General features: G+C 43.7%; 13 protein-coding genes and 1 pseudogene. 11 read left to right on the top strand and 3 right to left on the bottom strand.

Annotated elements, in window-relative coordinates; all coding sequences use genetic code 11:
• Window positions 1–206 precede the first annotated feature (206 nt).
• From ACLFKQ_RS02725 to ACLFKQ_RS02715, 3 genes and pseudogenes are all read left to right on the top strand, one after another.
• Complete coding sequence (locus ACLFKQ_RS02725) at window positions 207–1,961, top strand: ShlB/FhaC/HecB family hemolysin secretion/activation protein (protein ID WP_448998367.1); 1,755 nt, start codon at window positions 207–209, stop codon at window positions 1,959–1,961.
• A gap of 47 nt (window positions 1,962–2,008) precedes the next feature.
• Window positions 2,009–4,753: pseudogene (locus tag ACLFKQ_RS02720) on the top strand (CHAT domain-containing protein).
• Window positions 4,754–4,935: 182 nt separating this feature from the next.
• The gene (locus tag ACLFKQ_RS02715; protein ID WP_448998366.1) at window positions 4,936–5,829 is read left to right on the top strand and encodes a LysR family transcriptional regulator; all 894 of its coding nucleotides are present in this window, start codon (window positions 4,936–4,938) and stop codon (window positions 5,827–5,829) included.
• A 106-nt stretch (window positions 5,830–5,935) separates the two neighbouring features.
• Here the strand turns inward: ACLFKQ_RS02715 and ACLFKQ_RS02710 are convergent, their stop codons facing one another.
• Together ACLFKQ_RS02710 and ACLFKQ_RS02705 are read right to left on the bottom strand one after the other, a co-directional pair.
• On the bottom strand, window positions 5,936–6,523 hold the full coding sequence (locus ACLFKQ_RS02710) for a (2Fe-2S) ferredoxin domain-containing protein (RefSeq protein ID WP_448998365.1): 588 nt from the start codon (window positions 6,521–6,523) through the stop codon (window positions 5,936–5,938).
• A 35-nt stretch (window positions 6,524–6,558) separates the two neighbouring features.
• On the bottom strand, window positions 6,559–6,852 hold the full coding sequence (locus ACLFKQ_RS02705; protein ID WP_448998364.1) for an Asr1405/Asl0597 family protein: 294 nt from the start codon (window positions 6,850–6,852) through the stop codon (window positions 6,559–6,561).
• Window positions 6,853–7,111: 259 nt separating this feature from the next.
• On the opposite strand from ACLFKQ_RS02705, the gene ACLFKQ_RS02700 reads away from it, so the two are divergent.
• The 6 genes from ACLFKQ_RS02700 to ACLFKQ_RS02675 all read left to right on the top strand — a co-directional run bounded on the left by ACLFKQ_RS02700 (window position 7,112) and on the right by ACLFKQ_RS02675 (window position 19,183).
• Window positions 7,112–12,304, top strand: coding sequence for an nSTAND1 domain-containing NTPase (locus ACLFKQ_RS02700; RefSeq protein WP_448998363.1), 5,193 nt, complete (start codon window positions 7,112–7,114; stop codon window positions 12,302–12,304).
• A 277-nt stretch (window positions 12,305–12,581) separates the two neighbouring features.
• Window positions 12,582–13,502 (top strand): FTR1 family iron permease, encoded by a 921-nt coding sequence (locus tag ACLFKQ_RS02695; protein WP_448998362.1) that lies wholly within the window; start codon window positions 12,582–12,584, stop codon window positions 13,500–13,502.
• A 30-nt stretch (window positions 13,503–13,532) separates the two neighbouring features.
• On the top strand, window positions 13,533–14,129 hold the full coding sequence (locus ACLFKQ_RS02690) for a sulfite oxidase-like oxidoreductase (protein ID WP_448998361.1): 597 nt from the start codon (window positions 13,533–13,535) through the stop codon (window positions 14,127–14,129).
• A 104-nt stretch (window positions 14,130–14,233) separates the two neighbouring features.
• Entirely contained in the window at window positions 14,234–16,087 is a 1,854-nt protein-coding gene (locus ACLFKQ_RS02685; RefSeq protein ID WP_448998360.1) for a CheR family methyltransferase, read from the top strand.
• A gap of 50 nt (window positions 16,088–16,137) precedes the next feature.
• Window positions 16,138–16,524, top strand: coding sequence for a hypothetical protein (locus ACLFKQ_RS02680; RefSeq protein WP_448998359.1), 387 nt, complete (start codon window positions 16,138–16,140; stop codon window positions 16,522–16,524).
• Between the two features lie 466 nt (window positions 16,525–16,990).
• Window positions 16,991–19,183, top strand: a complete 2,193-nt coding sequence (locus ACLFKQ_RS02675; RefSeq protein WP_448998358.1) for a PAS domain-containing hybrid sensor histidine kinase/response regulator — start codon at window positions 16,991–16,993, stop codon at window positions 19,181–19,183.
• A gap of 475 nt (window positions 19,184–19,658) precedes the next feature.
• Here the strand turns inward: ACLFKQ_RS02675 and glnA are convergent, their stop codons facing one another.
• Window positions 19,659–21,080, bottom strand: coding sequence for a type I glutamate--ammonia ligase (gene glnA / locus ACLFKQ_RS02670; RefSeq protein WP_448998357.1), 1,422 nt, complete (start codon window positions 21,078–21,080; stop codon window positions 19,659–19,661).
• 352 nt (window positions 21,081–21,432) lie between these two features.
• Here glnA and apcB point away from each other — a divergent pair, with 352 nt between their 5' ends.
• Window positions 21,433–21,942 (top strand): allophycocyanin subunit beta, encoded by a 510-nt coding sequence (gene apcB, locus ACLFKQ_RS02665; RefSeq protein ID WP_448998356.1) that lies wholly within the window; start codon window positions 21,433–21,435, stop codon window positions 21,940–21,942.
• A 372-nt stretch (window positions 21,943–22,314) separates the two neighbouring features.
• Entirely contained in the window at window positions 22,315–22,626 is a 312-nt protein-coding gene (gene groES, locus ACLFKQ_RS02660; RefSeq protein ID WP_448998355.1) for a co-chaperone GroES, read from the top strand.
• The last annotated feature ends 78 nt before the right edge of the window (window positions 22,627–22,704 follow it).

Here is a 22,704-nt window from a genome sequence, read left to right as displayed (position 1 = left end):
CGATACCGCCAGCGGAAATCCAGAGTTGGCGCTAGTGTTAAATGCACCGCATACTTTTTAGTGCTAATTTGCCAAGTTGCACGATCGTATTTATCGTCGGAGATCGTACGGTTTTTAATATTATTTTTTAAGATAACTTAAAATTTAAATTCAATAAAACTTTTCTAATTTTTCCGCAACCAATACTCCCTACTTTAATAGCTACAATGAGCTTACTCGTAGCTAGTGAAACCTCAATTGCAGCCAATGAGTGGAACATTCAATTAGCCCAAGCTCCCCTATCGCAGACACCTACCGTACCACCAGATAGTGATTTACCACAAACACCTCTCCTCTTAGAAGAACCATCAGCACCGCCACCTTCAACTACGCCACTGCCGCCAATTGAAGACTTTTTAGAATCGCCCCCAGAGCTCTTACCGGACAGTACCGAACCAGATTCAACCACAACTTTTGCAGTAGAACAATTCCAAATTGAGGGCAACACAGCGATCGAGGAAGAAGAGCTACAGGCAGAACTCGCTGCATATCGCGCTCGTCCGATTACCTTTGCCGATTTATTAGAAATCGAATCGAGATTAACCAGACTTTATCAAGACCGGGGCTATATTAACTCTGGGGTAGTAATTCCCACCCAGGATGTCAATGATGGGGTCATCGTAGTTAGAGTTATTGAAGGTACGATCGAAGAAATAGAAATTAATGTCGATGGCAGACTGAGTGAAGATTACATCCGTTCTCGTTTGCGTAGAGGAACCAAAGCACCATTAAATATTAACGAGTTGCAAGAAGCACTGCAATTACTCCAACTCAATCCCCTCATCGAAAGTTTAAATGCCGAACTGGCGGTGGGTTCGAGTCGCGAACGCTGGATTCTAGCTGTCGATGTCAATCAAGCCAATGCCTTTCGTCCCTCGCTATTTATCAATAACAGTCGTCCTCCCAGCGTGGGGAGTTTTCAGCGAGGAGTAGATATCACTCACAATAACTTTGCCGGAGAAGGCGATCGCTTCAGCTTTATCTATAAAAATACCGATGGTAGTAATGATTTCGATACCAACTACGTCATCCCCTTCAACTCTCTCGATGGCACGATTAGTCTGCGCTATCGTTACGTAGAAAGCGACATCATCGAAGAGCCATTCGACGAACTCGATATCGAATCGGAAACCGATGAATATGAAGTAGTGCTGCGTCAGCCAATAATTGTCACTGCCGATGCGCGCTCGACTCAGGAGTTAGCCGTAGGGGTAGAATTTTCCCGTCAGGCTAACTCTACTACTTTGGAAGATGAGCCTTTTCCCCTGTCCCCCGGTGCAGGCGAGATGGGAGACGATATCGGCGAGACGAAGATCTCGGCACTACGTTTTTTCCAAGACTGGACGCAACGTACCCGCAGCCAAGTCTTGGCAGCGCGATCGCAGTTTAGTGTCGGTGTAGATTTATTCGATGCCACAATTAATCAAAATGCGCCAGATAGCAGTTTCGTTAGCTGGCGCGGACAAATACAGTGGTTGCGTCAACTCAATTCTCGCTCGAATATCAATCTGCTGCTGCGTTCCGATATTCAACTAACGACCAGCGATCTAGTACCCCTAGAACAGTTTAGTTTGGGAGGGATTGACAGCGTTCGCGGCTATCGTCAAGATGCGCTGTTGGGAAACAATGGCGTATTTGTCTCGGCAGAACTGCGAGTTCCGATTTACCGCTGGAGTAATGGTTTTAATAGTCTTTCAATTATTCCTTTTGCCGATTTCGGTACGGTTTGGGGAGACTCAGAAGATAACTTCAATCGCGATGAAGATACTCTAGTATCTTTGGGTGTCGGACTACAACTAGCCTTGAACGAATCTCTTCGTGCCCGTTTGGACTGGGGTATTCCTTTGATTGAAGTTGAAGATCGGGATAATACTTTACAGGAAGACGGTATTTATTTTTCTGTAGAATACTTCCCTTTTTAAACTTTTAATAATTCAATTATGTTATGTAGTTAAGCTCGCAAAAGATTATGAAGCCAAAGTTTTATCGTTCGTACGGGTTATTAACCACCCTCGCCTCTCGATGGAGCAGAAGAATTATCGGGTTAATTTTGTTTGCCAGTTTGGGATTAGTTGCCGTCGCCAGTCTGCCCGTTTTGTCTCAGACACAACCAGATCCCCAACCCTCAGAATTGGTTCGGCAGGGTAAAGAATTTTACGAAGCAGGTAAATTAGATCTAGCTATTCAAACTTGGCAGCAGGCTACTGCTGCTTATCGAGCACAAGACGATCCAGTTAATACTCGAGAGAGTGCGATCAATACTGCTACTGCACAGCAAGCTTTGGGTCTATATTCTCAATCATGCCAGAGTTTACTTTTAGCTTTTAACCTGTCTGAAGAAACTGATTGCACTCAAATTTTAGCTCGGGCTCAAGCGGTTGAATCAGAGTTAGAGACAGATTCACTATTTAGATCCGACGACGAGATTGAGTTAATTTCAGCACTCCAGCCAATTGTGGCAGAAAGTAACTCGACAGATAAAGCAGTAGGCTTATTGCGTTTTGGAGATTACTTGAGAGAGAGCGGCTACGCTAAAGTTGCCGTTGACACTTTAAAACTCAGTTTGAAAACCGCTGCTGAGCTGAATGAGCCGACTCAACAAACCGCTGCTTTACTCAGTCTGGGCAATACTGCCAGAGCGATCGCCGAAAATCGTCAAAATCGCTTTCCACCCCAGACTATTGCTCTCGATATCGTTGCCAATCAAGATGGCTCGAGTGCCAGCGCTCTAGAACCATATCAGCCAGCTTTTAATTACTACCAAAGAACCGCAGCAACAGCCACTTCTCCCATAGATACTGTCAAAGCCGAACTCAATCACCTCAGTATGTTAATTGACGTTTGGGAATTTTGGCAGCAAGCTACAACTGAACTTCAGAGCGACATCAACGATTTGGATATTACCGATCGCGAATTTCTCAATCGCATTCAAAATGGTGCGGTGGAGTTAAACTACGAATTAGCTAGAGATTTGCAACCGCAAATCCTCGCTCTAACCCAAAAGCTCGAAGGACAAATAGCCAGTTTGCCTACTACTCGCGGAGGCATTTACAGCAAGATTAACTTCGCTCAAAGTTTGATTCGTCAGGGACGTACTAATGAAGAGACGGCAGAAATTTTAGCATCGGCGATCGCTGAAGCTCATCAGCTCGATAACGTAACCGCAGAAGCAGAAGCTATGGGTTATTTGGGGTACCTCTACGAACAGCAACAGCAGTACCCCGAAGCTCGCCGCCTTACAGAAGCCTCTTTGCAGTTAGCACCGACTACCGAATATCCCGAAATTGCCTATCGTTGGAATGCTCAGTTGGGTAAAATTCTCGCCCTTCAAGGTGAAACAGATAAGGCGCTAACTGCATATGAAGCCTCGTTTAATACCATTAGAGCTTTACGTAGCGATTTGGCAACTACACCTGTAGAACCAATTTTTCGAGATTACATTAGTTTGCTGCTGGAGAAAGAACCGACTCCAGCCCAACTGCAACAAGCACGAGATGTTCTAGAATCTCTACAGGTAGTAAAATTGGATAATTTTTTCCGAGATCCCTGTTCGGAAGTCGCCGAAGAGCCAGTGATTATCGACGATGTCGATCCTGAAGCCGCTGTGATTTACCCGATAGTTTTACCCGATCGCTTGGAAGTAATCCTAACTTTACCAGGAAAACCACTGCAACGCTATTCTACCAACGTTTCTAGCCAGCAAGTAGAAGCTACTATCAAACAATTACGTCGTCGCTCTCTAACTAATCCTGGTTTTGCCGAAGCCGTACGTAGTGCTAGAGGTAACGAAGAACCAGAACCCCAAATTCAAAAAATCCAGCAAACCGTAGAGCAATCTATTGAAGAAGATATTTTACCTCTATCCACAGAAATTTACAGTTGGCTAATCGAGCCTGTTGAAGCTCAATTAGAAGCCAGCAAAGTAAAAACTCTGGTATTCGTTTTGGATGACTCTTTGCGTAACATTCCGATGTCGATATTATACGATCCTCAAGATGGGAAGTATTTAATCGAAAAGGATTACAATGTCGCTCTTAGTTCTGGTTTGCAGCTAACCAATCCTCAACCATTAGAAAGGCAGGAAATTAGAGTTCTAGCTGCAGGAGTTACCAGAGAATATCCCGAGTACCGCTTTCCACCAATTCCGAAGGTAAAAGACGAATTAGAAGAAATTCAAGCAATTTTTGGCAATTCTGAAATTTTACTCAACCAAGAATTTACCCAAGATACTCTCCAGCAAAAACTCCAAGAATCTTATTATCCCGTGGTTCATCTGGCAACTCACGGTCAATTTAGCTCGACTTCCGACCAAACGTTTATTCTCAGTGGCGCAGAATCAGGTAGTCCCCTAATTAACGTCAATCAACTCGACAATTTACTATGAGTGGGCAGTTTGAGACGCTCTCAGCCAATCGAACTCTTAGTTCTCAGTGCCTGCAATACCGCTCAAGGTGACGACCAAGCTATTTTGGGATTGGCTGGTGTAGCGGTAAGAGCGGGGGCTCGTAGTACTGTCGCTACTCTTTGGGGAGCTAATGATGAAGCTACTGCCACTTTGATGGGCGAATTTTATCGGCAATTAGCGAGCGATACTCAAATTAACAAAGCTCAAGCTTTGCGTCAAGCACAAAAAAATCTGCTCGAAACTCCAGATTCAGAATATCGCCATCCTTACTACTGGGCACCTTTCGTTTTAGTAGGTAACTGGCTGTAGAATTTAATGATTGGGAATTTGGAGTTCCGGCGTTGCTGAATAGGTAATGATTAGGCGATCGCTGGAACTACAGCCGATGGAATTAATTAATTGATGGTTGCGTCTTTTTGCAAGTGCAAATGATAAATTAAGAGAAAAGTAGAGATGGTTTATTTTGAGAAAATTCAGAAGTTAACTAAATTTTGAAGATTAAGCTCTCCCAAATCCGCTCCTTAGTTACGGTTGCTAGATGCGGCAAATTCAGTCAAGCTGCCGAAGAACTAGATTTAGCGCAACCGACCGTCAGTCATGCCATCGCTACCTTAGAAACCGAACTGGGAATACAGTTGCTACATCGCGGTAGCAAAGGAGTCAAACTGACACCTGCCGGAGAGAGTATTTTAGTGCACTGCGATCGCATCTTGGAATCTCTAGAAGCTATAAGTCAGGAAGCCGCGAATTATAAAAGCTTAACTGGAGGTAAAGTCAGAATTTCTACCTTTAGGGGCGCAGCAGCACAGCTTTTGCCCAAAATTAGAGCGGATTTTAAAGCTAAATATCCGCAAATTGAAGTAAAAATTGCCGAAGAAGTAGATTGTCCTCAAGTAGAATGCGCCCTTCGCGAGGGTAAAGCCGATATCGGTTTTACTACCTTACCAATTGCCGAAGACTTGGAGGCAGTAGAAGTAGTTCGCGATCGCTACATAGTCTTGTTACCACCAAATTCGCCCTTACCGCCCCAAACCAGCTTGACTTGGGAACAATTAACTTCTTTACCCCTAATTTCTTATCCCGATCGCAATAGCTGTTATCTAGCGATCGCCGAATATTTTCAACGGGCTGGCTGTTCATTCCGACCGAGGGAACAAGTCAAAGAAAGCGATACAATCGTGAAATTAGTGGCTGCAGGTGAAGGTGCGGCGATTTTACCACAGCTTTCTGTCTTCCATCTTCCCGAAGGAGTAAAGGTCGGTCAATTACCCCTACCCTTAGAGCGGACTGTAGTAGCCGCCACGTTAAAAGACAGCATTCTCCCTCACGCAGTTTGGGCTTGGCTGGATTTTCTCAAGGATCGCTGCCAAGAACAGATTGGTTGAATCACCAGTCCCTCACTCTGATAAGTAATGAGTTTTGAGTTTTTACTTCTTCCTTCTTCCTTCGAGCGCAGCGAGTTAAACAACGCAAAAAATAATTTTTCCACGCTCAAACGATTAAGTGTTTTTCTACTAGTTCCGGTAGTTGTTTGGTTTTTACTTTACTGTAGCGGCTTTTATCTGGCATCATAACTATATTGGGAGCTTGTTTGCACTTTTTCAAACAGCCAGTTTTCTTAATTTCTATTTCGTTTGCCAAGCCGCAGTCTTGAAAAATACTCGATAGTCGCTCGTGGATTTCCCTACCGCCATGTTTCCAACAGTTATTCTTTTGACAGATTAATACTTTGGCTTTGACTTTTTTCTGGCGATCGAAAATTGGTTGTAGAGAAACTTCTTTTTCTTTGACCTCTAGTCCTTCTGGCTTGAGATTGCAGCCAAGTAAATTTACCGTCTTTGCCTTTAACTTAACTTGTCCCGTTTTAAGATACTTCTTGCGTTCGCCTGCTACTTCTAAGCGACATCCTGCTGATATGTTTGGGTCTAGATCGCCGCGAATTTTTTTGGCTACTTTAATCCAATGTTTGTCGTTATCGGTAGCTAATTCGAGATACTTAATTTTCCCCTTTTTCTTCGAGGTTTGTTGTAGCTCGCCTGTAAGATTAAACTCAGAGACTCGATACTTGGTTTTTGCCATCGCGCGTATTTATTTATCTGCTTGTATTTGACTATCTAACAATTGTTGCGATAGTTTTCTATTTGCCAACAGCGATTTAACCAGTCGACTAACTCCAGACGTGATGCGCTGTGCTGTTTGACCACACTCCAAATCTGAATCGCGGTTTTAACATTATCCAATCGCGCCCATAAAGGCTGATTAGTAGCACAGCCACAAGTTATTTCTAATGCCTGCAAACGATGGAATATTTGCCATCTATCGATCCAAATCGTATCTACGACTCTTCGCTCGTCCGTTTTCAGGCTAAATTGGGTCTTGTCTCGACCAAAGCGATCGCTTTGACTCATTAGTTCTACTCTAGCTAATTTTATCTAGTATTGATTGTTTAGTTTTCTCTTATGAACTTATTGAGAATTAAATGCAATTATTAAACCTGAATTTTATTATAAGCATTAAATGCTAAATTATGTCAATAAACTATGAAAAAAATTTTTGGCGATCGCCCTCACGACCGATCGACTCAGCATTTCAAATCGTTGCATAAATCTAGAAAGTCAAACGTACAACAGATATACTGACTTTTAAAATAGAGATTTACCAACATCGATGTGTCCTCGCGCTAAAACTCGTACCCCCAGAGTAATTCCCAAATCGACAGCAGCCAAACTGTGGATTTTATTGGTAGGAGTAAATCGATATCAAGATGAAATCAACTTACCATCTCTCAAATATTCTGCTCTAGACTGTCAGGGATTGGGAGAAGCCTTAAAAGAAGCTACAGTTAGCTTGGCGGCAAAAGAAATTATCGTCCATCACGATTTTGCCACCCAACCTCCCGATACGGCATCAGTTAGAGATAGTCTCAAGCAGATTACCACTTCTGCTCGCTCCGAAGATACAATTTTATTTTATTTTTCGGGACATGGAATTTTAGAAACTACCACTCAGCAAGTAATTCTGTGTTTGGCAGATACGCAAAAAGACCGACTCTTAGCAACGGGTTTGCCCCTAAACGAACTCCTACAGCAGTTAGAAAACTGTGCCGCTAATCAACAGTTAGTCTGGTTAGATGCCTGTCATAGTGGAGGGATGACCCTACGACGTTCCGCCACAACAGCTTTGAACGATCCCAGCAAACAATTGGTTAGAGTCTTACGGCGCCAAGCTTCTCAGAGCCAGGGTTTCTATGCTTTGCTTTCTTGCGATCGAGCACAACAATCTTGGGAATTTCCCGAATTAGGACATGGTGTATTTACTTATTACTTGATGCGCGGTTTGCGAGGAGAAGCCGCCGACTCTCAAGGAATTATCGAAGCCGATGCTTTGTACCAATACGTCTATCATCACACCCTACGCTATATCGATAAAACCAATCAGCAGATTCGTCTGATCAATCAGCAAAAAAGTAGTAGGGGTGAAAGCAAGCTCCAGTCTGAATTTCCCCTACAGACACCCAAACGGATCGTCGAAGGATTTGGCAAGGTAGTTTTAGGCAAGCGATCGCCTGTAGAGCGACAAATCAATCCCCGTCAGGCTGTGGTCGTCGATGGTTGTCAAGACAACCGTACTACTCTGGCTTTAAGTAAGTTACTGCAGGGCAAAGGTGGTTTTACCCTCAACTACTTTCCTCAAGCTGATTGGAAATGGTCGGCAGTACGCAAAGCGATCACAGTTGGACTCAATGCCGATGAGTCTTCCGCTCAAGTTGCCACGGCTTTACTATATCTCAAGGGAAAAATTACTACTAGCGAAACCGGAGAGGCTCGCTTAGTTTTAAAAAATGGCGTAAGTCTCTCTCGTTCCTGGTTGCGTCAGGTACTAAAAAATTCTCGCGCCGTTCATCAAATAGTCATTTTAGACTGTCCTGGAGACAATGACCCCGGCGAGTGGTTTGAAGAGTTGCGACTAGAGGCAGAAAGAGGACAGTGTTTGATTGCTGCCAATGCTTCGGAAACAGAATCAGAAAAATTTACTCAGGTACTATTAACTACTTTAGAAAACGCCGATACTCAGTCGGGTTTTCCCGTAGCGGCTTGGATTACTCAACTGCAAATTGCCTTAGCCGAGACTAAAATCGTTCCTCAAGTTTGGTTGTCGGGTACTCGGGGTGTAATCGAAGTTTTACCCACTAAAAGCGCGGTGGATGAAGATTCAGGAATTTACGACCTCAATCTCTGTCCCTACATGGGCTTAAAAGCTTTCGATCTAGACAACGCTCAGTATTTTTACGGCAGAGAAGATCTGGTTCAAAGATTGCTCAATCAAATTCACCACAACTCATGCTTGGCTGTAGTCGGAGCCTCCGGTAGCGGTAAATCTTCGGTAGTGCAGGCAGGATTGATGGCACAACTGCAACAGGGCAAGCACATTCCCCAAAGCGATCGCTGGTGGTTGGGTGGTTTTCGTCCTGGCAGTAAACCGCTCCAGGCGCTGGCTAAAAGACTGACCGATCTTGGGAACAAGCAATTTAGGGCGCAGCAGCAACTACAAATTGAAGGTTTACTCTATCAGGGTGTAGAAGGATTGGTGCGCTGGTTGCGCAGCCGCCCAGAACCATTAGTTTTATTGGCGATCGATCAGTTTGAAGAATTATTTACTCTCGCCGATGCTAACGACAGACAACTGTTTCTCGAATTAATTTTGGGTGCGGTTAAATATGCAGGCGATCGCTTTAAGTTGGTTTTCACTATTAGAGCCGATTTTATCGCTTCCTGCTTAGAAAACCCCGAACTGGCTCAAATCGTTCAGCAGAATAATATTTTAGTTCCTCCCTACCTCAGCGCAGCCAACTATCGCAGCGCGATCGTCAAACCTGCCGAACAGGTAGGCTTGAAAGTTGAACCCGGCTTAGTAGAACTACTATTGCAAGACTTAGACCGTTCCGCAGGAGATTTACCCCTGTTACAATTTGTCCTCCAAAAATTATGGGAACGCCGTCAGGGAGGAAAGTTAACTCTTGCTGCCTATCGGCAACTGGGAGGAATCAAAGGAGCATTAGAACGACAGGCACAAGCGGTTTATGAAAGTCTAGACCCCGAAGCACGAGAATGCGCTCGCTGGATTTTTCTCAGCCTGACTAAGTTGGGAGATGGTACGGAAGATACGCGCCGCCGCATTACTAAATCGGATTTAATCGTTGCCAAATATCCTGCTCCTCTAGTAGAACGAACTCTGCAAATTTTGACTGCGGCTAAGCTGCTAGTGATCGATCTAGATCGCAGCATCTCAGGACAAGGTAGGAGTGCCGCTACCCCTCCGGCTGATGACGAATTATTCCTCGAAGCAATGCAGCAACAAGCCACCATAGAAGTAGTTCACGAAATTTTAATCCATCATTGGTCTACCCTGCGCTGGTGGCTCGAAGAAAATCGCACCAGACTGCGATCGCAACGGCAAATCGAACGAGCCGCTACTCTTTGGCAACAGCAAGGCAAACAGCCAGACTACTTACTTCAGGGAGTGCGTTTGGCAGAAGCCGAAGAAATTTATATTAAATATACCGACGAACTCAGCCCCGTCGCCCAAGAATTCGTCGCCGCCTGCATCGATGCCAGAATGGCAGCACAAAAAGCAGCTAAAAGACGGTTGAGAAAGACACAAATAACTGCCGCAGCTTTGGGAGTGTTGGGAATAACCGCCACTGCCTTGGGTATGAGCGCCTATAGACAAAAATTACTGGCTCAAATGGAAAACATCGCTACGGCGAACACTTCTTCGGAAGCGCTACTCTTATCGGATCGACAATTGGAAGCTTTAGTTACTAGCGTCAAGGCAGGAAAACAACTACAGCAAACTAGTAGCTGGGGACGGCAGTTAATCGGTAAAAACCGCTGGCAAGAAACTCAAGTCAAAACTGCCGCAACTTTACAACAGGCAATCTACGGCACTCAAGAACTAAATCGTTTGGCAGGTCACGCTCAACAAGTTAACGCCGTGGCATATAGTCCCGATGCCCAACTAATCGCTACTGCCAGTGACGATAAGACGATTAAACTGTGGACTAAAAGCGGTGAGTTAATTAGCACTCTCGAAGGTCATCAAGACTCCGTAACCGATCTCGTATTTAATCCCCAGCGCGAGCGTCCCTACTTACTTGCTTCTGCTAGTGCAGACAACTCCATCGTTCTCTGGGCAATCGAAGGCGATCGCATCACTCAAATACCCAAATTCGTCGGACATCAAGACCGAATTGTCAAGCTGGCTTTTAGTCCCGATGGCAAGATCTTGGCTTCTGCCAGTCGTGATGGCACGATAAAATTGTGGAATGAAGCCGGTATGGCGATCGCTACTCTCGTCGGTCATCAGGGTTGGGTAAATTCACTGAGCTTTAGTCCCGATAGTCAGCTACTGGTTTCTGGGGACGAAGCAGGCAACGTTAAATTATGGCGGCGCAGCGGCAATGGAGCAAGGGAACTTAGAACGATTCGCGCACACCAAGATCGCGTTACCGAGGTTAGTTTTATCGACAATAAATATTTTGCTAGCGCTGGCGGCGATGGAGTCGTTAACTTATGGCAGGTAAGTAATGGCAATCTAATTAATTCTTACCTTCATAACGCCCAAGTAAATAGCTTGAGCTTCAGTCCCAAGGGAAATTTACTGGCAACCGCAACCACAGACGGTAAACTCAATCTGTGGAGTCGTGATGGTATTTTATTGCAGACCTATAACGGACATACGGGAGAAGTATTGGATGTCAATTTTAAACCCCCGACTTTGTCTGAGAATCGTTTGGAACTGGTTTCCACTGGAGTAGATAAAACCGTTAGAATTTGGCAAGTCAGCGATAATTATGCCAGCGATCGCGGTGGAGTTTATACTATTGCTACTTCTCCCACTTCTCCAGATCTTTTTGCTACTGCTGGCTGGGATGGCAAAATCAGAATTTGGCGCGAAAATCCTCACGGTAGTCATCAGCTAGTTCGCACTTTACCAGGTCACGAGTTACCAATTACCCAACTGCAATATAGTCCCGACGGTAAACTACTTGCTTCGGGAAGTCAGGATAAAACGATTAAACTTTGGAATGCTCAAACTGGCGATTTAATTGAGGTTCTCTCGGGACATCAACAGGGAATTAATAGCATTGCCATAGCTCGCGAAAGTAAAAAACAGGCAGAAGTAACGAGTTATGTTTTAGTATCTGGAAGCGAAGACAAAACTCTCAAACTGTGGAATATAAACGATCGCAGTGGCGAACTAATTAATACTCTCGAAGGACATCAAGACAGTATTAAAAGCGTTGTCTTTAGTCCCGACAGCAAACTAATCGCTTCGGGAAGTTACGATAACACGATTAAACTTTGGAATTTAGAGGGAGAATTAATTAACACTCTATCGGGACACGATTTAGTCATAACTTCGCTACAGTTTACGCCCGATAATCGAACTTTAGCTTCTAGCAGTTGGGACAATACCATCAAATTGTGGCAAATAGATCGCGGTGGTAAACAAGTAGAACCGATCCGAACTTTAAGCGAACATCAAGACGGCGTTACCACTCTTAGCTTTAATTCGGCAGGAACGATCTTAGCTTCCGGTAGTGGCGATCGCACTATAAAACTTTGGGATTTAAATAACGGTGAGTTAATTAAAAACTTAGCAGGACATTCGAGTCAAATTAACAGTCTTGCCTTTAGTAATGACGATAAAACTATTATCAGTGCCGAAGAACAACAAGGTTTATTCTGGTGGAACTTAGAGCTAAATAATTTATTAGAACGAGGATGCGATCGCCTGTCAGACTATTTGCAAAACAATCCCAATCTCAGCCAGCAAGAACGGCAAATATGTCAATAAATTTCTGAGTAAATTATCGACAGGACTTACGCATTTTAATTGATTTAGCCTCCCTAACTCTTCAAAAAGATGAAGAGCATATATTTAAAAGTCCCCCAGGTTTGGGGGAGATAGGGGGCAAGTGAGTAAGTTCTAATGAGGTATGATTTTTGGTTTTATAGCGATCGCTAATTTCCAAGTAAATCGCATCAGTATTGGGATCGGTTGGCTTTAAGTTCTAAGATGAACGTAAATACTTATTTAGATTATCTCTTACAATTTCTCAAATCTATCATCTATGGACTTAACTGCTGCATTACCGACGTTTATCGTTACTCTCAGAGAAGGATTTGAAGCGGCTTTAGTCGTCGGTATCGTCATGGCTTGTTTGCAAAAAGCCTCACAAACTCAACTCTATCGTTGGGTTTATTTGGGCATCATCGGCGGGATTATTGCCAGCATCGGTGTAGGATTTATTTTAGCTGGTACCTTAACTGGAGCAGAAGCGGCAGGGGGAGTTTATGCACCTATTGTCAAGCAGTTCTTAGAGGGAATTTTTGGCTTGGTTGCGATCGCTATGCTGAGTTGGATGCTATTGTGGATGACGCAACAGGCAAAATCGGTCAAAGGCGAAGTAGAAGGCGCGATCGCACGGGCTTTAACAGCCGATAATGCCGGACGTGGGGTGTTTATCTTAATTTTTATCGCCGTATTGCGAGAAGGCTTTGAAACTGTCTTGTTTATTCTGGCGAAATTTCAACAACAATGGACGATGCCGGCTTTAGGAGCGATCGCTGGTTTGAGTTTGGCTGCGGCGATGGGAATAGCTTTATTTGCTCTGGGAGTAAAAATCGATCTGCGTCTGTTTTTCCAAGTGATGGGAGTTTTCTTACTATTAATCGTCGGCGGTTTAGTTGTAGGTGCCTTAAAACATTTTGATTCCGCCTTAGCGATGTTATCTCAGCTATCGACGATCGATCTTTGTCTTCCTAACAGTACATCCTGTATTTTAGGCGCTCGAGTTTGGGACGGCGCTCAAATACTACCAGATAAAAAATTTCCAGGTATTCTGCTCAAGAGTTTATTTGGTTATCGACAAACCCTGTATTTAGGACAGGTTATCGCCTATGTTTCATTTCTAGCCATTATGGGTACGGCTTATTTTCAGAGTCTGAACGGCAAACCCACGGTTACCAATAAACCAGCAGTGAATAAATAATTATCAAAATTCAATTAACAATAGAAAACTATGCCAGGAAAATTTTTTCAAAAACCAGAACCCGCTCAGAACGATCGCGTTCCCCCAGGACAGTATTTAGCCAAAGGTTTTCCCGTTCTCACCTACGGAGAAACGCCTCAAATTAGCACCGACGAGTGGCAATTTCGCGTCTGGGGCTTAGTTGAAGCCAAAACTTTTACCTGGTCGGACTTTATGAACTTGCCCCAACATGAGTTTACCGCCGATTTTCACTGCGTAACTCGCTGGTCAAAACTAGATGTCAAGTGGAGGGGAATCAAAGTTACCGATTTTGTCAAGGAACTTGCCATCGACGAACGGGCAACTCATATCCTGCAAACTTGCTATGGCGACTACACCACCAATTTACCCATAGAAGATTTTATCCGAGAAGAAAACTTTTTCGCTCATACTCTAGATGGCGAACCTTTACCCGCCGAACATGGCGGTCCGATGCGTTTGGTGGTGCCCCATCTTTACGCTTGGAAAAGTGCCAAGTGGATTAACGGGATTGAATTTATGAGCGGCGATCGCCTGGGATTTTGGGAACGTAACGATTATCATCATCGCGGCGAACCCTGGGCGGAAGAGCGCTATGCGGGACGTTAAACTGAATTAATTGGCAATAGGTGACAAGCAGAAGGCAGCGGTAGCGAAAGTTTATTATGTTCTCTCCAAACTTGCGGGTACCCCAGCCAAATTAATCTAAATCAATGAACGAGCAAGAATCGGATCGTATTTTTGAAGAAATTTTACAGTATTTAAGGCGAGCGCGGGGCTTTGATTTCACCGGTTACAAACGCTCTAGCCTCAAACGTCGAGTACTCAGACGCATGCAAACTCTCAATATCGAGACATATGAAACTTATCTCGACTATCTCCAAATTCATCAAGAAGAGTTTGTACCCCTGTTTAACACGATTTTAATCAACGTTACTTCTTTTTTTCGCGATCGCGATGCTTGGGCATTTTTGCGCCAACAAACCCTACCCCAAATAATCGACCAGAAACCAGAGCGATCGCCACTGCGCATTTGGTCTGCCGGTTGTTCCTCTGGCGAGGAAGCTTACACTTTAGCGATAATTTTGGCAGAGTTTTTGGGAGTAGAACAGTTTCGTCAGCGAGTTAAAATTTATGCCACTGACGTAGACGAAGAAGCACTAGCTAAAGCACGTTTGGCAAGATACGGCGCTAGAGAACTAGAATCCCTCAGTCCCCAGTTAAGGGGACAATTTTTCGAATCGACGGGAAATGATTATATTTTTAGTACTGAATTGCGCCGTGCCGTAATTTTTGGTCGTCACGATTTGGTTCAGGACGCGCCCATTTCCCGCCTCGACTTGTTAGTGTGCCGCAATACCCTGATGTATTTTAATGCCGAAACTCAAGCTAAAATCTTGCATCGCTTTCACTTCGCCCTCAATGACCTGGGAGTGCTATTTTTAGGCAAAGCTGAGATGTTGCTGACCCATACCGATCTTTTCAGTCCGATTAATTTGCAATATCGGATCTTTCGCCGTGTAGCTACAGGCAAACGCCGCAGTCGATCTGTTTTGAATGCTAACAGAATTTTCTCTGCCAATAACGATTCTGCTTACTTCCAGTTGCTCGAACTAGCTTATAACAATGTTTCTGAAGCTCAAATTGTCATCGATCTCAACGGCAATCTGATCTTGGCAAATACTGCAGCTCGAACTATGTTCGGACTCAATGTCCTCGATCTCGGTCGTCCCCTCCAAGACTTGGAAATTTCCTATCGTCCACTGGAGTTACGCTCTCATTTAGAGCAAATTTATCAAAAACTTCAACCAATCGAAATCGATGATGTAGTACGCCATCTTCCCAGCGATCGCCAACAATATCTAAATATCCAATTTAGACTACTGCAAAATGAAAACGGGGAAATTTTAGGTACGAGTGTCACTTTTATTGACAAGACTCACTATCAAGAACTTCAGCAAGAACGAAGTCAGATCGCTCAAGAACTAGAAACGGCAAACGAGGAACTGCAATCTAGCAATGAGGAACTAGAAACTACTAACGAGGAACTCCAGTCAACTAACGAAGAATTAGAAACTACCAATGAGGAACTCCAATCGACTAACGAAGAATTAGAAACGATGAACGAGGAACTCCAATCGACTAACGAAGAATTGCAGACCATTAATGACGAGTTACGGCAGCGGACTCTAGAACTCAATCAGACTAATGCTTTTTTAGCCTCCATTTTGGCAAGTATGCAGGCTGGAGTGGTGGTGCTCGACAAAGAATTTAATATTCTCAGTTGGAACGACGAAGCAGAAAATCTCTGGGGTTTGCGAGCCGATGAGGTTACGAATAAATCTTTTTTTAGTCTCGATATTGGTTTGCCGGTAGCACAACTGCGAGATCCAATCCGCAATTGTCTGAATCGAAACCGAGCCAGCGAAGAATTAACCCTGCAAGCGATCAATCGACGGGGTCAACAAATTACCTGTCGCATCACCTTTAACCCTCTAATAGGATTTCGACAAGAGTGTGTGGGAGTCATTCTAACGATGGAAGTAGTTGAAGCTGAAATTAGATAATCTGTAGAAAATAACTATTAACCAAATCGCCAAACGAAAGGTAAATCGTTATGCCTGCAGACAAGCCATCAAAAAACGAGGATAATTACACCGAGCAGCAAGCAGCAATCACCAGGCAGCATGTAGAGATTGCTACCCAATGTGGTGAGGAACTGATTAAATTGGGCAATTCTCTGCAAGAGCACGGAAACGCAGGGGCAGAAGTGGGCAAATCCCTGATCGAACATGGAGAAAAAATTAGCCAATTTACTCAACAAGAATCCCAACAAGACCGACAATCTCCAGAAGAAAAACCAGCGGCAGCATACCAGTCTCAGGAAGCAGCGGCTCGGCAGCGGAGACTAGCAACCAGAGAACATATCCAAGCGGTTAAAGAATATAGTGACTATCTTCAAGAAGTAATTGACAACAATCGGGAAAAACTCGATAGTCAGTAAGTCAGTAGTGTTTAGTTAAGCCAAAAAGCGTACAAATGACTTAGTCCGAACAGTTTATAATTATCTGAATGTATCTCAATGTCGCTTTTGGTCTGGGGTTAATCTGATTATCGCTCTTTACTCGTACAATATTTAATATATATTTAATCTGTTTATCGATATTTACTAAAAGTTATCAAATACGCTTAATTTGTATTAGCTTCGTTGAAAAGTTATTAGTTCGTAGCTTTTAGCTTTTAGCTCTCAAGATCGACTTAAAAATATAGGTGTTGGTGAATGCGTAATGCTATGAAACACTTTTTTCTCTGTTTAGATAAAGAGTTTAAACTAAAAAAGCTTAGAGCTTATGGCTTAGAGCTTCAAACCTTTTAATCTAAATCAAGTTAATTCACATCAGACGTATCAAATATAAAATAAATATTCAAATATGCAGTACTAGTATACTACTACGATCTCCTAAGTATATATGGAACATTCCGATCGCTATTTTTTGAATTTTGAAAAACAAATTGAAGCGGCTCAAGAGGGGTTAGTTAAATTATACGAGAGTCAAACCGAACTTTCTAGCGAAGAGAAAGCGAAGCTAATTTCTGAATACGCCGTTGCCTTGGAAGAGTTAAACGTAACGGCAGAAGAGTTAATGGTCAAAAACAGAGAATTGTTGGAAACTCGCCACGTACTAGAAAAAGAACGCCAGCAATATCGCAACTTGTTCCAATTAGCTCCAGATGGCTATATTACCACCGACGTGAAGGGCATCATTCAAAACGCCAACCAAGCTGCAGAAATTCTACTGGGAGTATGGCGCGATCGCCTGAGCGAAAAACCGTTAACTCTTTACCTGTCTGAATCTTCTCGTCCAGACTATTTTTGGCTACTAGATAATCTAACCAAAAGCGAACCAACAAAAAAACTTCAACTAAAATTACAGCCCCGTAACGACAAACCATTCTACGCAGACGTTTCCTTGGGGATATTGCGAGATAGTCGGGGAAAAGTAGAGAAAGTGTTATGGACGATTCGCGATATCAGCGATCGCCTGTCGGCGGAGCAAAAAATACGCCAACAAGCCGAACTTTTAGATGTGACCACCGATGCGATCGTCGTAGTTAATTTAGACAACCGAGTGACTTTTTGGAATCGCAGTGCCGAGAAACTATATGGCTGGACGAAACCAGAAGTTCTAGAGCGCAATGCAGACGAACTTTGGGGAGAAAAAATCGTACCAGAACTAGAGGCAGCCAAAAAATATTTATTAGAACGCGAAGAATGGCGAGGAGAGTTGAGGAAACTCACTAAAACTGGGGAAGAACTACTGATAGAAACTCATTGGGCAATAGTAGGCGATCGCACCGGAGAACCCCGAGAAATCATGATGGTAGATACGGACATCACCGAGAAAAAACGCTTAGAGCTACAGGCGCACCACGCACAACGCTTGGAAAGCCTCGGTACTCTCGCCGGAGGGATCGCTCACGACCTCAACAATATTCTCAATCCCATTCTCGGCTCGACTCAGTTATTGCTGGCATCGTTAGCAGACTCAGAGCAATCGAATCTCAACTTACTCCAAAGTATTGAAAAAAATGCCCTCAGAGGAGCCGCTATAGTCAAACAAATCTTAGCCTATACCAGGTCAAAGGAAAGAGAGCCAGTACCGCTAGATATCAGCCAAGTCCTAGCAGAAATCGAACAGATGACTGGGGAACTGTTTTCTAAAGATATCGAGATCGAAATCGAGTCCCCGGAAAATTTGTGGGCGATCGAGGCAGATCCCACCCAAATTCATCAGGTATTGCTCAATCTGTGTATTAATGCCCGCGATGCCATGCCCGATGGCGGTACACTCACTGTCAGGGCGGAAAACCGCTTCGTAGACGAAAGCTACGCTCGACAAAACCTAAATGCTGACGTGGGCAATTACCTAACCCTAACCGTTGCCGATACTGGAATTGGCATTGAGCCAGATACCATTAGGCGAATTTTCGAGCCATTTTTCACTACCAAAGATATCGGCAAAGGCACCGGTCTGGGTCTTTTCACCGCTATAGAAATTGTTAAAAGTCACGGTGGTTTCATCAATGTCATCAGTGAAGTCGGTGTAGGAACTCAATTTGAAATTTTCCTGCCGGCTACAGAAGCTCAAATTCTTTCCGAGGCAATCCAGACGGCAGGAACTGAGGAGGAAGCAAAATCACACTCCGCCGACGAAGATAAATCTCTGCCGAGTAGTAATGGTCAGTTAATTTTAGTGGTGGACGATGAAGAAGATAATCTGGAGATGGCTCAGATTATGTTAGACATGGCTGGTTATCGAACGATGTGTGCCAACTGCGGCGAGCAAGCGATCGCCCTATTTGAAGAACATCACGGCGAAATAGAACTAGTCTTGATGGATATGATGATGCCCAATATGGATGGTTCGACTACTATCGACCACCTCGTAAATATCGCTCCCGAAGTAAAAGTCATCGCCCTCAGTGGACTGGCTTCTGAGTATTCTCTAGCCGACCATCCTCACATTATCGACTTCTTAACCAAGCCAATCGTCATGCAAGATTTACTCTCGGGGATCGCTAAAGTTGTTAAAAAGACAGCTGCTGAGGGGGTAAACGAAAAAAGGTGTGGGAGAAAAAAAGGAAGAAGTAATAAGTTTTAAGTAATGAGTAATGAGTTTTTACTTCTTCCTTCTTACTTCGAGCACAGCGAGTCAAACAACGCAAAAAATAAATAATCAACCAATCAAAAAAGGATGTCGATCTAACTCAACATCCCGATATTTAAGCTTCAATTTTTAATTAGAGGACATCTGAAAAGTTATTTGTTTAACGTTCGAGTTCTCGGTTTTGCCCCCCAGCCCCCTAACTCGCGCGTTCCTTGGGCGAGGAAACCGAGTCTTCGACTTGCTCGCAACCGCCTGGGTCGCTCGTCAAATCTGGGGGAGAACAACCGAAAGTCCCCGCCCCCTCTAATCTCCCCCAACTTTGGGGGAGACCAATCGTTCCCTCCCCAGAATTGGGGAGGGGTAGGAAGGGCGGGGGATTTAGGGGGCATTAGTGTAATAAATTAGACTTTTCAGACAACCTCTTACGGTCAATCTCTAGAGCGAGAAGCTTCGCTACGCGGCTTTATTACTAACAATCGTAGTAAAGCTCGAATTCGTAAGGATGAGGACGCAGGCGCAGAGGATTGACTTCTGCATCTAACTTATACTGAATCCAGTTTTGTACGAAGTCTTCGGTAAATACTCCCGTGTCGGTTAAGAAAGCGTGGTCTTTTTCTAAAGCTTCTAAAGCACCTTCTAGAGAACCAGGAGTAGAAGGAATCTTACTCAATTCTTCTGGAGAAAGTTCGTAGATATCCACATCTAGAGGATCCCCCGGATCGATTTGGTTTTTAACCCCGTCGATTCCCGCTAGCAACATTGCCGAGAAGCCCAAGTAAGGATTGGAAGAAGCATCGGGACAACGGAATTCAAAACGCTTAGCTTTGGGATTGCCACCAGTAAGAGGAATACGTACCGAAGCCGAACGGTTTCCTTGAGAAAAGGCGAGGTTAACTGGTGCTTCAAAACCAGGAACCAAACGCTTGTAGGAATTAATTGAAGGATTTGTAAATGCCAAAATTGCCGGTGCGTGTTTGAGAACTCCACCAATAAAGTACAGTGCCGTCTGACTTAAATCGGCATAGCCATCACCATAAAACAATGGTTCTCCATTTTTCCAGACCGACATGTGAGTGTGCATCCCGGTACCGTTGTCATTAAACATCGGTTTGGGCATGAACGTAGCGGTTTTACCATATTTTTTAGCAACGTTTTTGACCACGTACTTGTAGGTTAAAACGTAATCTGCTGAGTGAACCAAGTCGGCAAATTTAATTCCCAGTTCGCACTGTCCCCCAGAAGCCACTTCATGGTGGTGTTTTTCAATCGGTACGCCGCATTTACCCATAGTCAGCAACATTTCACTCCGAATATCTTGGAGGGTGTCGGAAGGAGAAACGGGAAAATAACCCCGTTTGTGACCGAGTTTGTAACTCAAGTTGCCCTTTTCTTCTTTGCTGCCAGAATTCCAAATTCCTTCAACAGAATCTATATGATAGTAGCCTTCATGTTCGGCTTGGTCGAAGCGAACGTCATCAAAGACAAAAAATTCTGGTTCTGGTCCGCAAAATACCGTATCGCCAATACCGGTACCTCGAAGGTATTCTACCGCTTTTTGAGCGACCGAACGGGGGTCGCGATCGTACCATTCTCCCGTACGGGGTTCTTTAATCGAACAAATCATACTGAGAGTCGGTATTTCCATAAAGGGATCGATCCAAGCGGTAGATGGTTCGGGAACCATTGCCATGTCTGAAGCGTTAATTGCTTTCCAACCGCGAATACTAGAGCCATCAAAGGCAACTCCCTCAGTAAAAGTATCTTCATCAATGAGGCTGCGATGAAAAGTACAGTGTTGCCAGATACCAAATAAATCGACAAATTTCAAATCGATTAGTTCGATATTATTATCTTCAATCATTTTTAAGATTTCTTGTGCGGTCTTAGCCATATAAATAGCTCCTTACTAATTAATTTTTGTAACTTCGAACTATGCTAAGAAACAGTAGCATCAAAGTTTTGTTAAGTCTGTAACAGAATTACCAGGTTCTACAAGACTGTAAATCCGTAGATTTTAAAAAAATGTAGCCAAATTAACAAAAACTTCAAAATTCCCTGGCTGGCTTGGTTGGCATCTGTTATCGGTACGGCGATCGCACTCTTAACATTTGTAATTGAATTTGGAGTCTGGGTAACGAGTTATGGGATTATATGATAAATACGAACTTATGATTGGCTAAGATTTAATTATTGTTTATCAGCCGACTTTATAAAAATATTGCTGTTGGGAGAAATCAAATCAGATGCGCGATGCAGTTACCAACTTAATTAAAAACTATGATGTTGCCGGTCGTTACCTCGATCGCAACGCACTCGATAGTTTAAAAAACTATTTTGAATCGGGTAAAGCCAGAGTAACCGTGGCTACCATGATTAGTGGCAATGCCGCCGAAATCGTTAAAAATTCTGGGACTAAGCTGTTTGAAGAAGTCCCCGAATTACTACGCCCTGGTGGTAACGCTTACACTACTCGCCGCTATTCTGCTTGTCTGCGGGATATGGACTATTATCTGCGCTATGCAAGTTATGCTCTAGTTGCAGGCAATATGGATGTTTTAGACGAAAGGGTGTTACAGGGTTTACGTGAAACCTACAATTCGTTGGGTGTTCCCATCGGACCTACCGTTTTAGGCATCCAAATCATGAAAGAAACCATTAAAGAAATGGCAGCGGCAGAAGGAATTGAAGATACCTCTTTCTTAGATGAACCTTTTGACTATATGACTCGCGAACTCGGTGAAGTTTCGGTTTAAAGAAGGCTTTAGGCACTAGGTACTAGGCTTTGAGGAGAAGGAAGAGGCAACATGGCTGGTTTTTTCTTCTCGTTAAAAGCAAATAAAATGTCAGAGTAGCGATCGCTGCAAGCGAGTTGAAACTTGATTGTGGCGATCGCTTCTTAGTGCAACCAATTACTTACAAAAAGTAACAATCGTTACTAGATATTGATATCAAACTCTTTTCCTCAATGTACGGTAAACCACACTACGAAACTAGTTGCAATCTCAGTCGTTTCTTAGCTAAATTAGCACTCGGAAGGTGAGAGTGCTAAGTTAAAAATCGACATCTTCGCAAAACAATTTTTTTATCAGACATAGAGGTCTAACCAATCATTTGGAGGATTTTGTATGGCAGCTATTACGATTAACGTTTCCACAGTCAAGCCTTTAGGCGATCGCGTATTTATTAAAGTCAGTGCTTCCGAAGAAAAAACCGCTGGCGGACTATATCTACCCGATGCGGCTAAAGAAAAACCTCAAGTGGGAGAAGTAGTCGGTGTAGGTCCTGGCAGACGCAACGATGACGGCAGCTATGCCGCTTTAGAAGTCAAAGTAGGCGATAAAGTACTCTACTCTAAGTACGCAGGTACTGACATCAAGCTCGGCGGCGAAGATTACGTACTCTTATCAGAAAAAGATATTCTCGCTGCAGTTGCTTAAATTGCCATGCACCTCAGCAGTAATTCAGTCGCTGCTGAAGTTATAGGCAATCGCGGCACGATTTTTTTTAACAACATT

The sequence above is a fragment of the Myxosarcina sp. GI1(2024) genome (assembly GCF_053543375.1).
Note: the sequence above shows the minus strand (reverse complement) of the source record. Positions and strands in the feature narration are given on the sequence as shown.

What these genes read in the sequence shown, in the direction of transcription:
- ACLFKQ_RS02725 (WP_448998367.1), top strand. Translation starts at nt 207, where the DNA reads ATGAGCTTACTCGTAGCTAGTGAAACCTCAATTGCAGCCAATGAGTGG.
- ACLFKQ_RS02710 (WP_448998365.1), bottom strand. Translation starts at nt 6,523, where the DNA reads ATGGCAAAAACCAAGTATCGAGTCTCTGAGTTTAATCTTACAGGCGAG.
- ACLFKQ_RS02705 (WP_448998364.1), bottom strand. Translation starts at nt 6,852, where the DNA reads ATGAGTCAAAGCGATCGCTTTGGTCGAGACAAGACCCAATTTAGCCTG.
- ACLFKQ_RS02700 (WP_448998363.1), top strand. Translation starts at nt 7,112, where the DNA reads ATGTGTCCTCGCGCTAAAACTCGTACCCCCAGAGTAATTCCCAAATCG.
- ACLFKQ_RS02695 (WP_448998362.1), top strand. Translation starts at nt 12,582, where the DNA reads ATGGACTTAACTGCTGCATTACCGACGTTTATCGTTACTCTCAGAGAA.
- ACLFKQ_RS02690 (WP_448998361.1), top strand. Translation starts at nt 13,533, where the DNA reads ATGCCAGGAAAATTTTTTCAAAAACCAGAACCCGCTCAGAACGATCGC.
- ACLFKQ_RS02685 (WP_448998360.1), top strand. Translation starts at nt 14,234, where the DNA reads ATGAACGAGCAAGAATCGGATCGTATTTTTGAAGAAATTTTACAGTAT.
- ACLFKQ_RS02680 (WP_448998359.1), top strand. Translation starts at nt 16,138, where the DNA reads ATGCCTGCAGACAAGCCATCAAAAAACGAGGATAATTACACCGAGCAG.
- ACLFKQ_RS02675 (WP_448998358.1), top strand. Translation starts at nt 16,991, where the DNA reads ATGGAACATTCCGATCGCTATTTTTTGAATTTTGAAAAACAAATTGAA.
- glnA (WP_448998357.1), bottom strand. Translation starts at nt 21,080, where the DNA reads ATGGCTAAGACCGCACAAGAAATCTTAAAAATGATTGAAGATAATAAT.
- apcB (WP_448998356.1), top strand. Translation starts at nt 21,433, where the DNA reads ATGCGCGATGCAGTTACCAACTTAATTAAAAACTATGATGTTGCCGGT.
- groES (WP_448998355.1), top strand. Translation starts at nt 22,315, where the DNA reads ATGGCAGCTATTACGATTAACGTTTCCACAGTCAAGCCTTTAGGCGAT.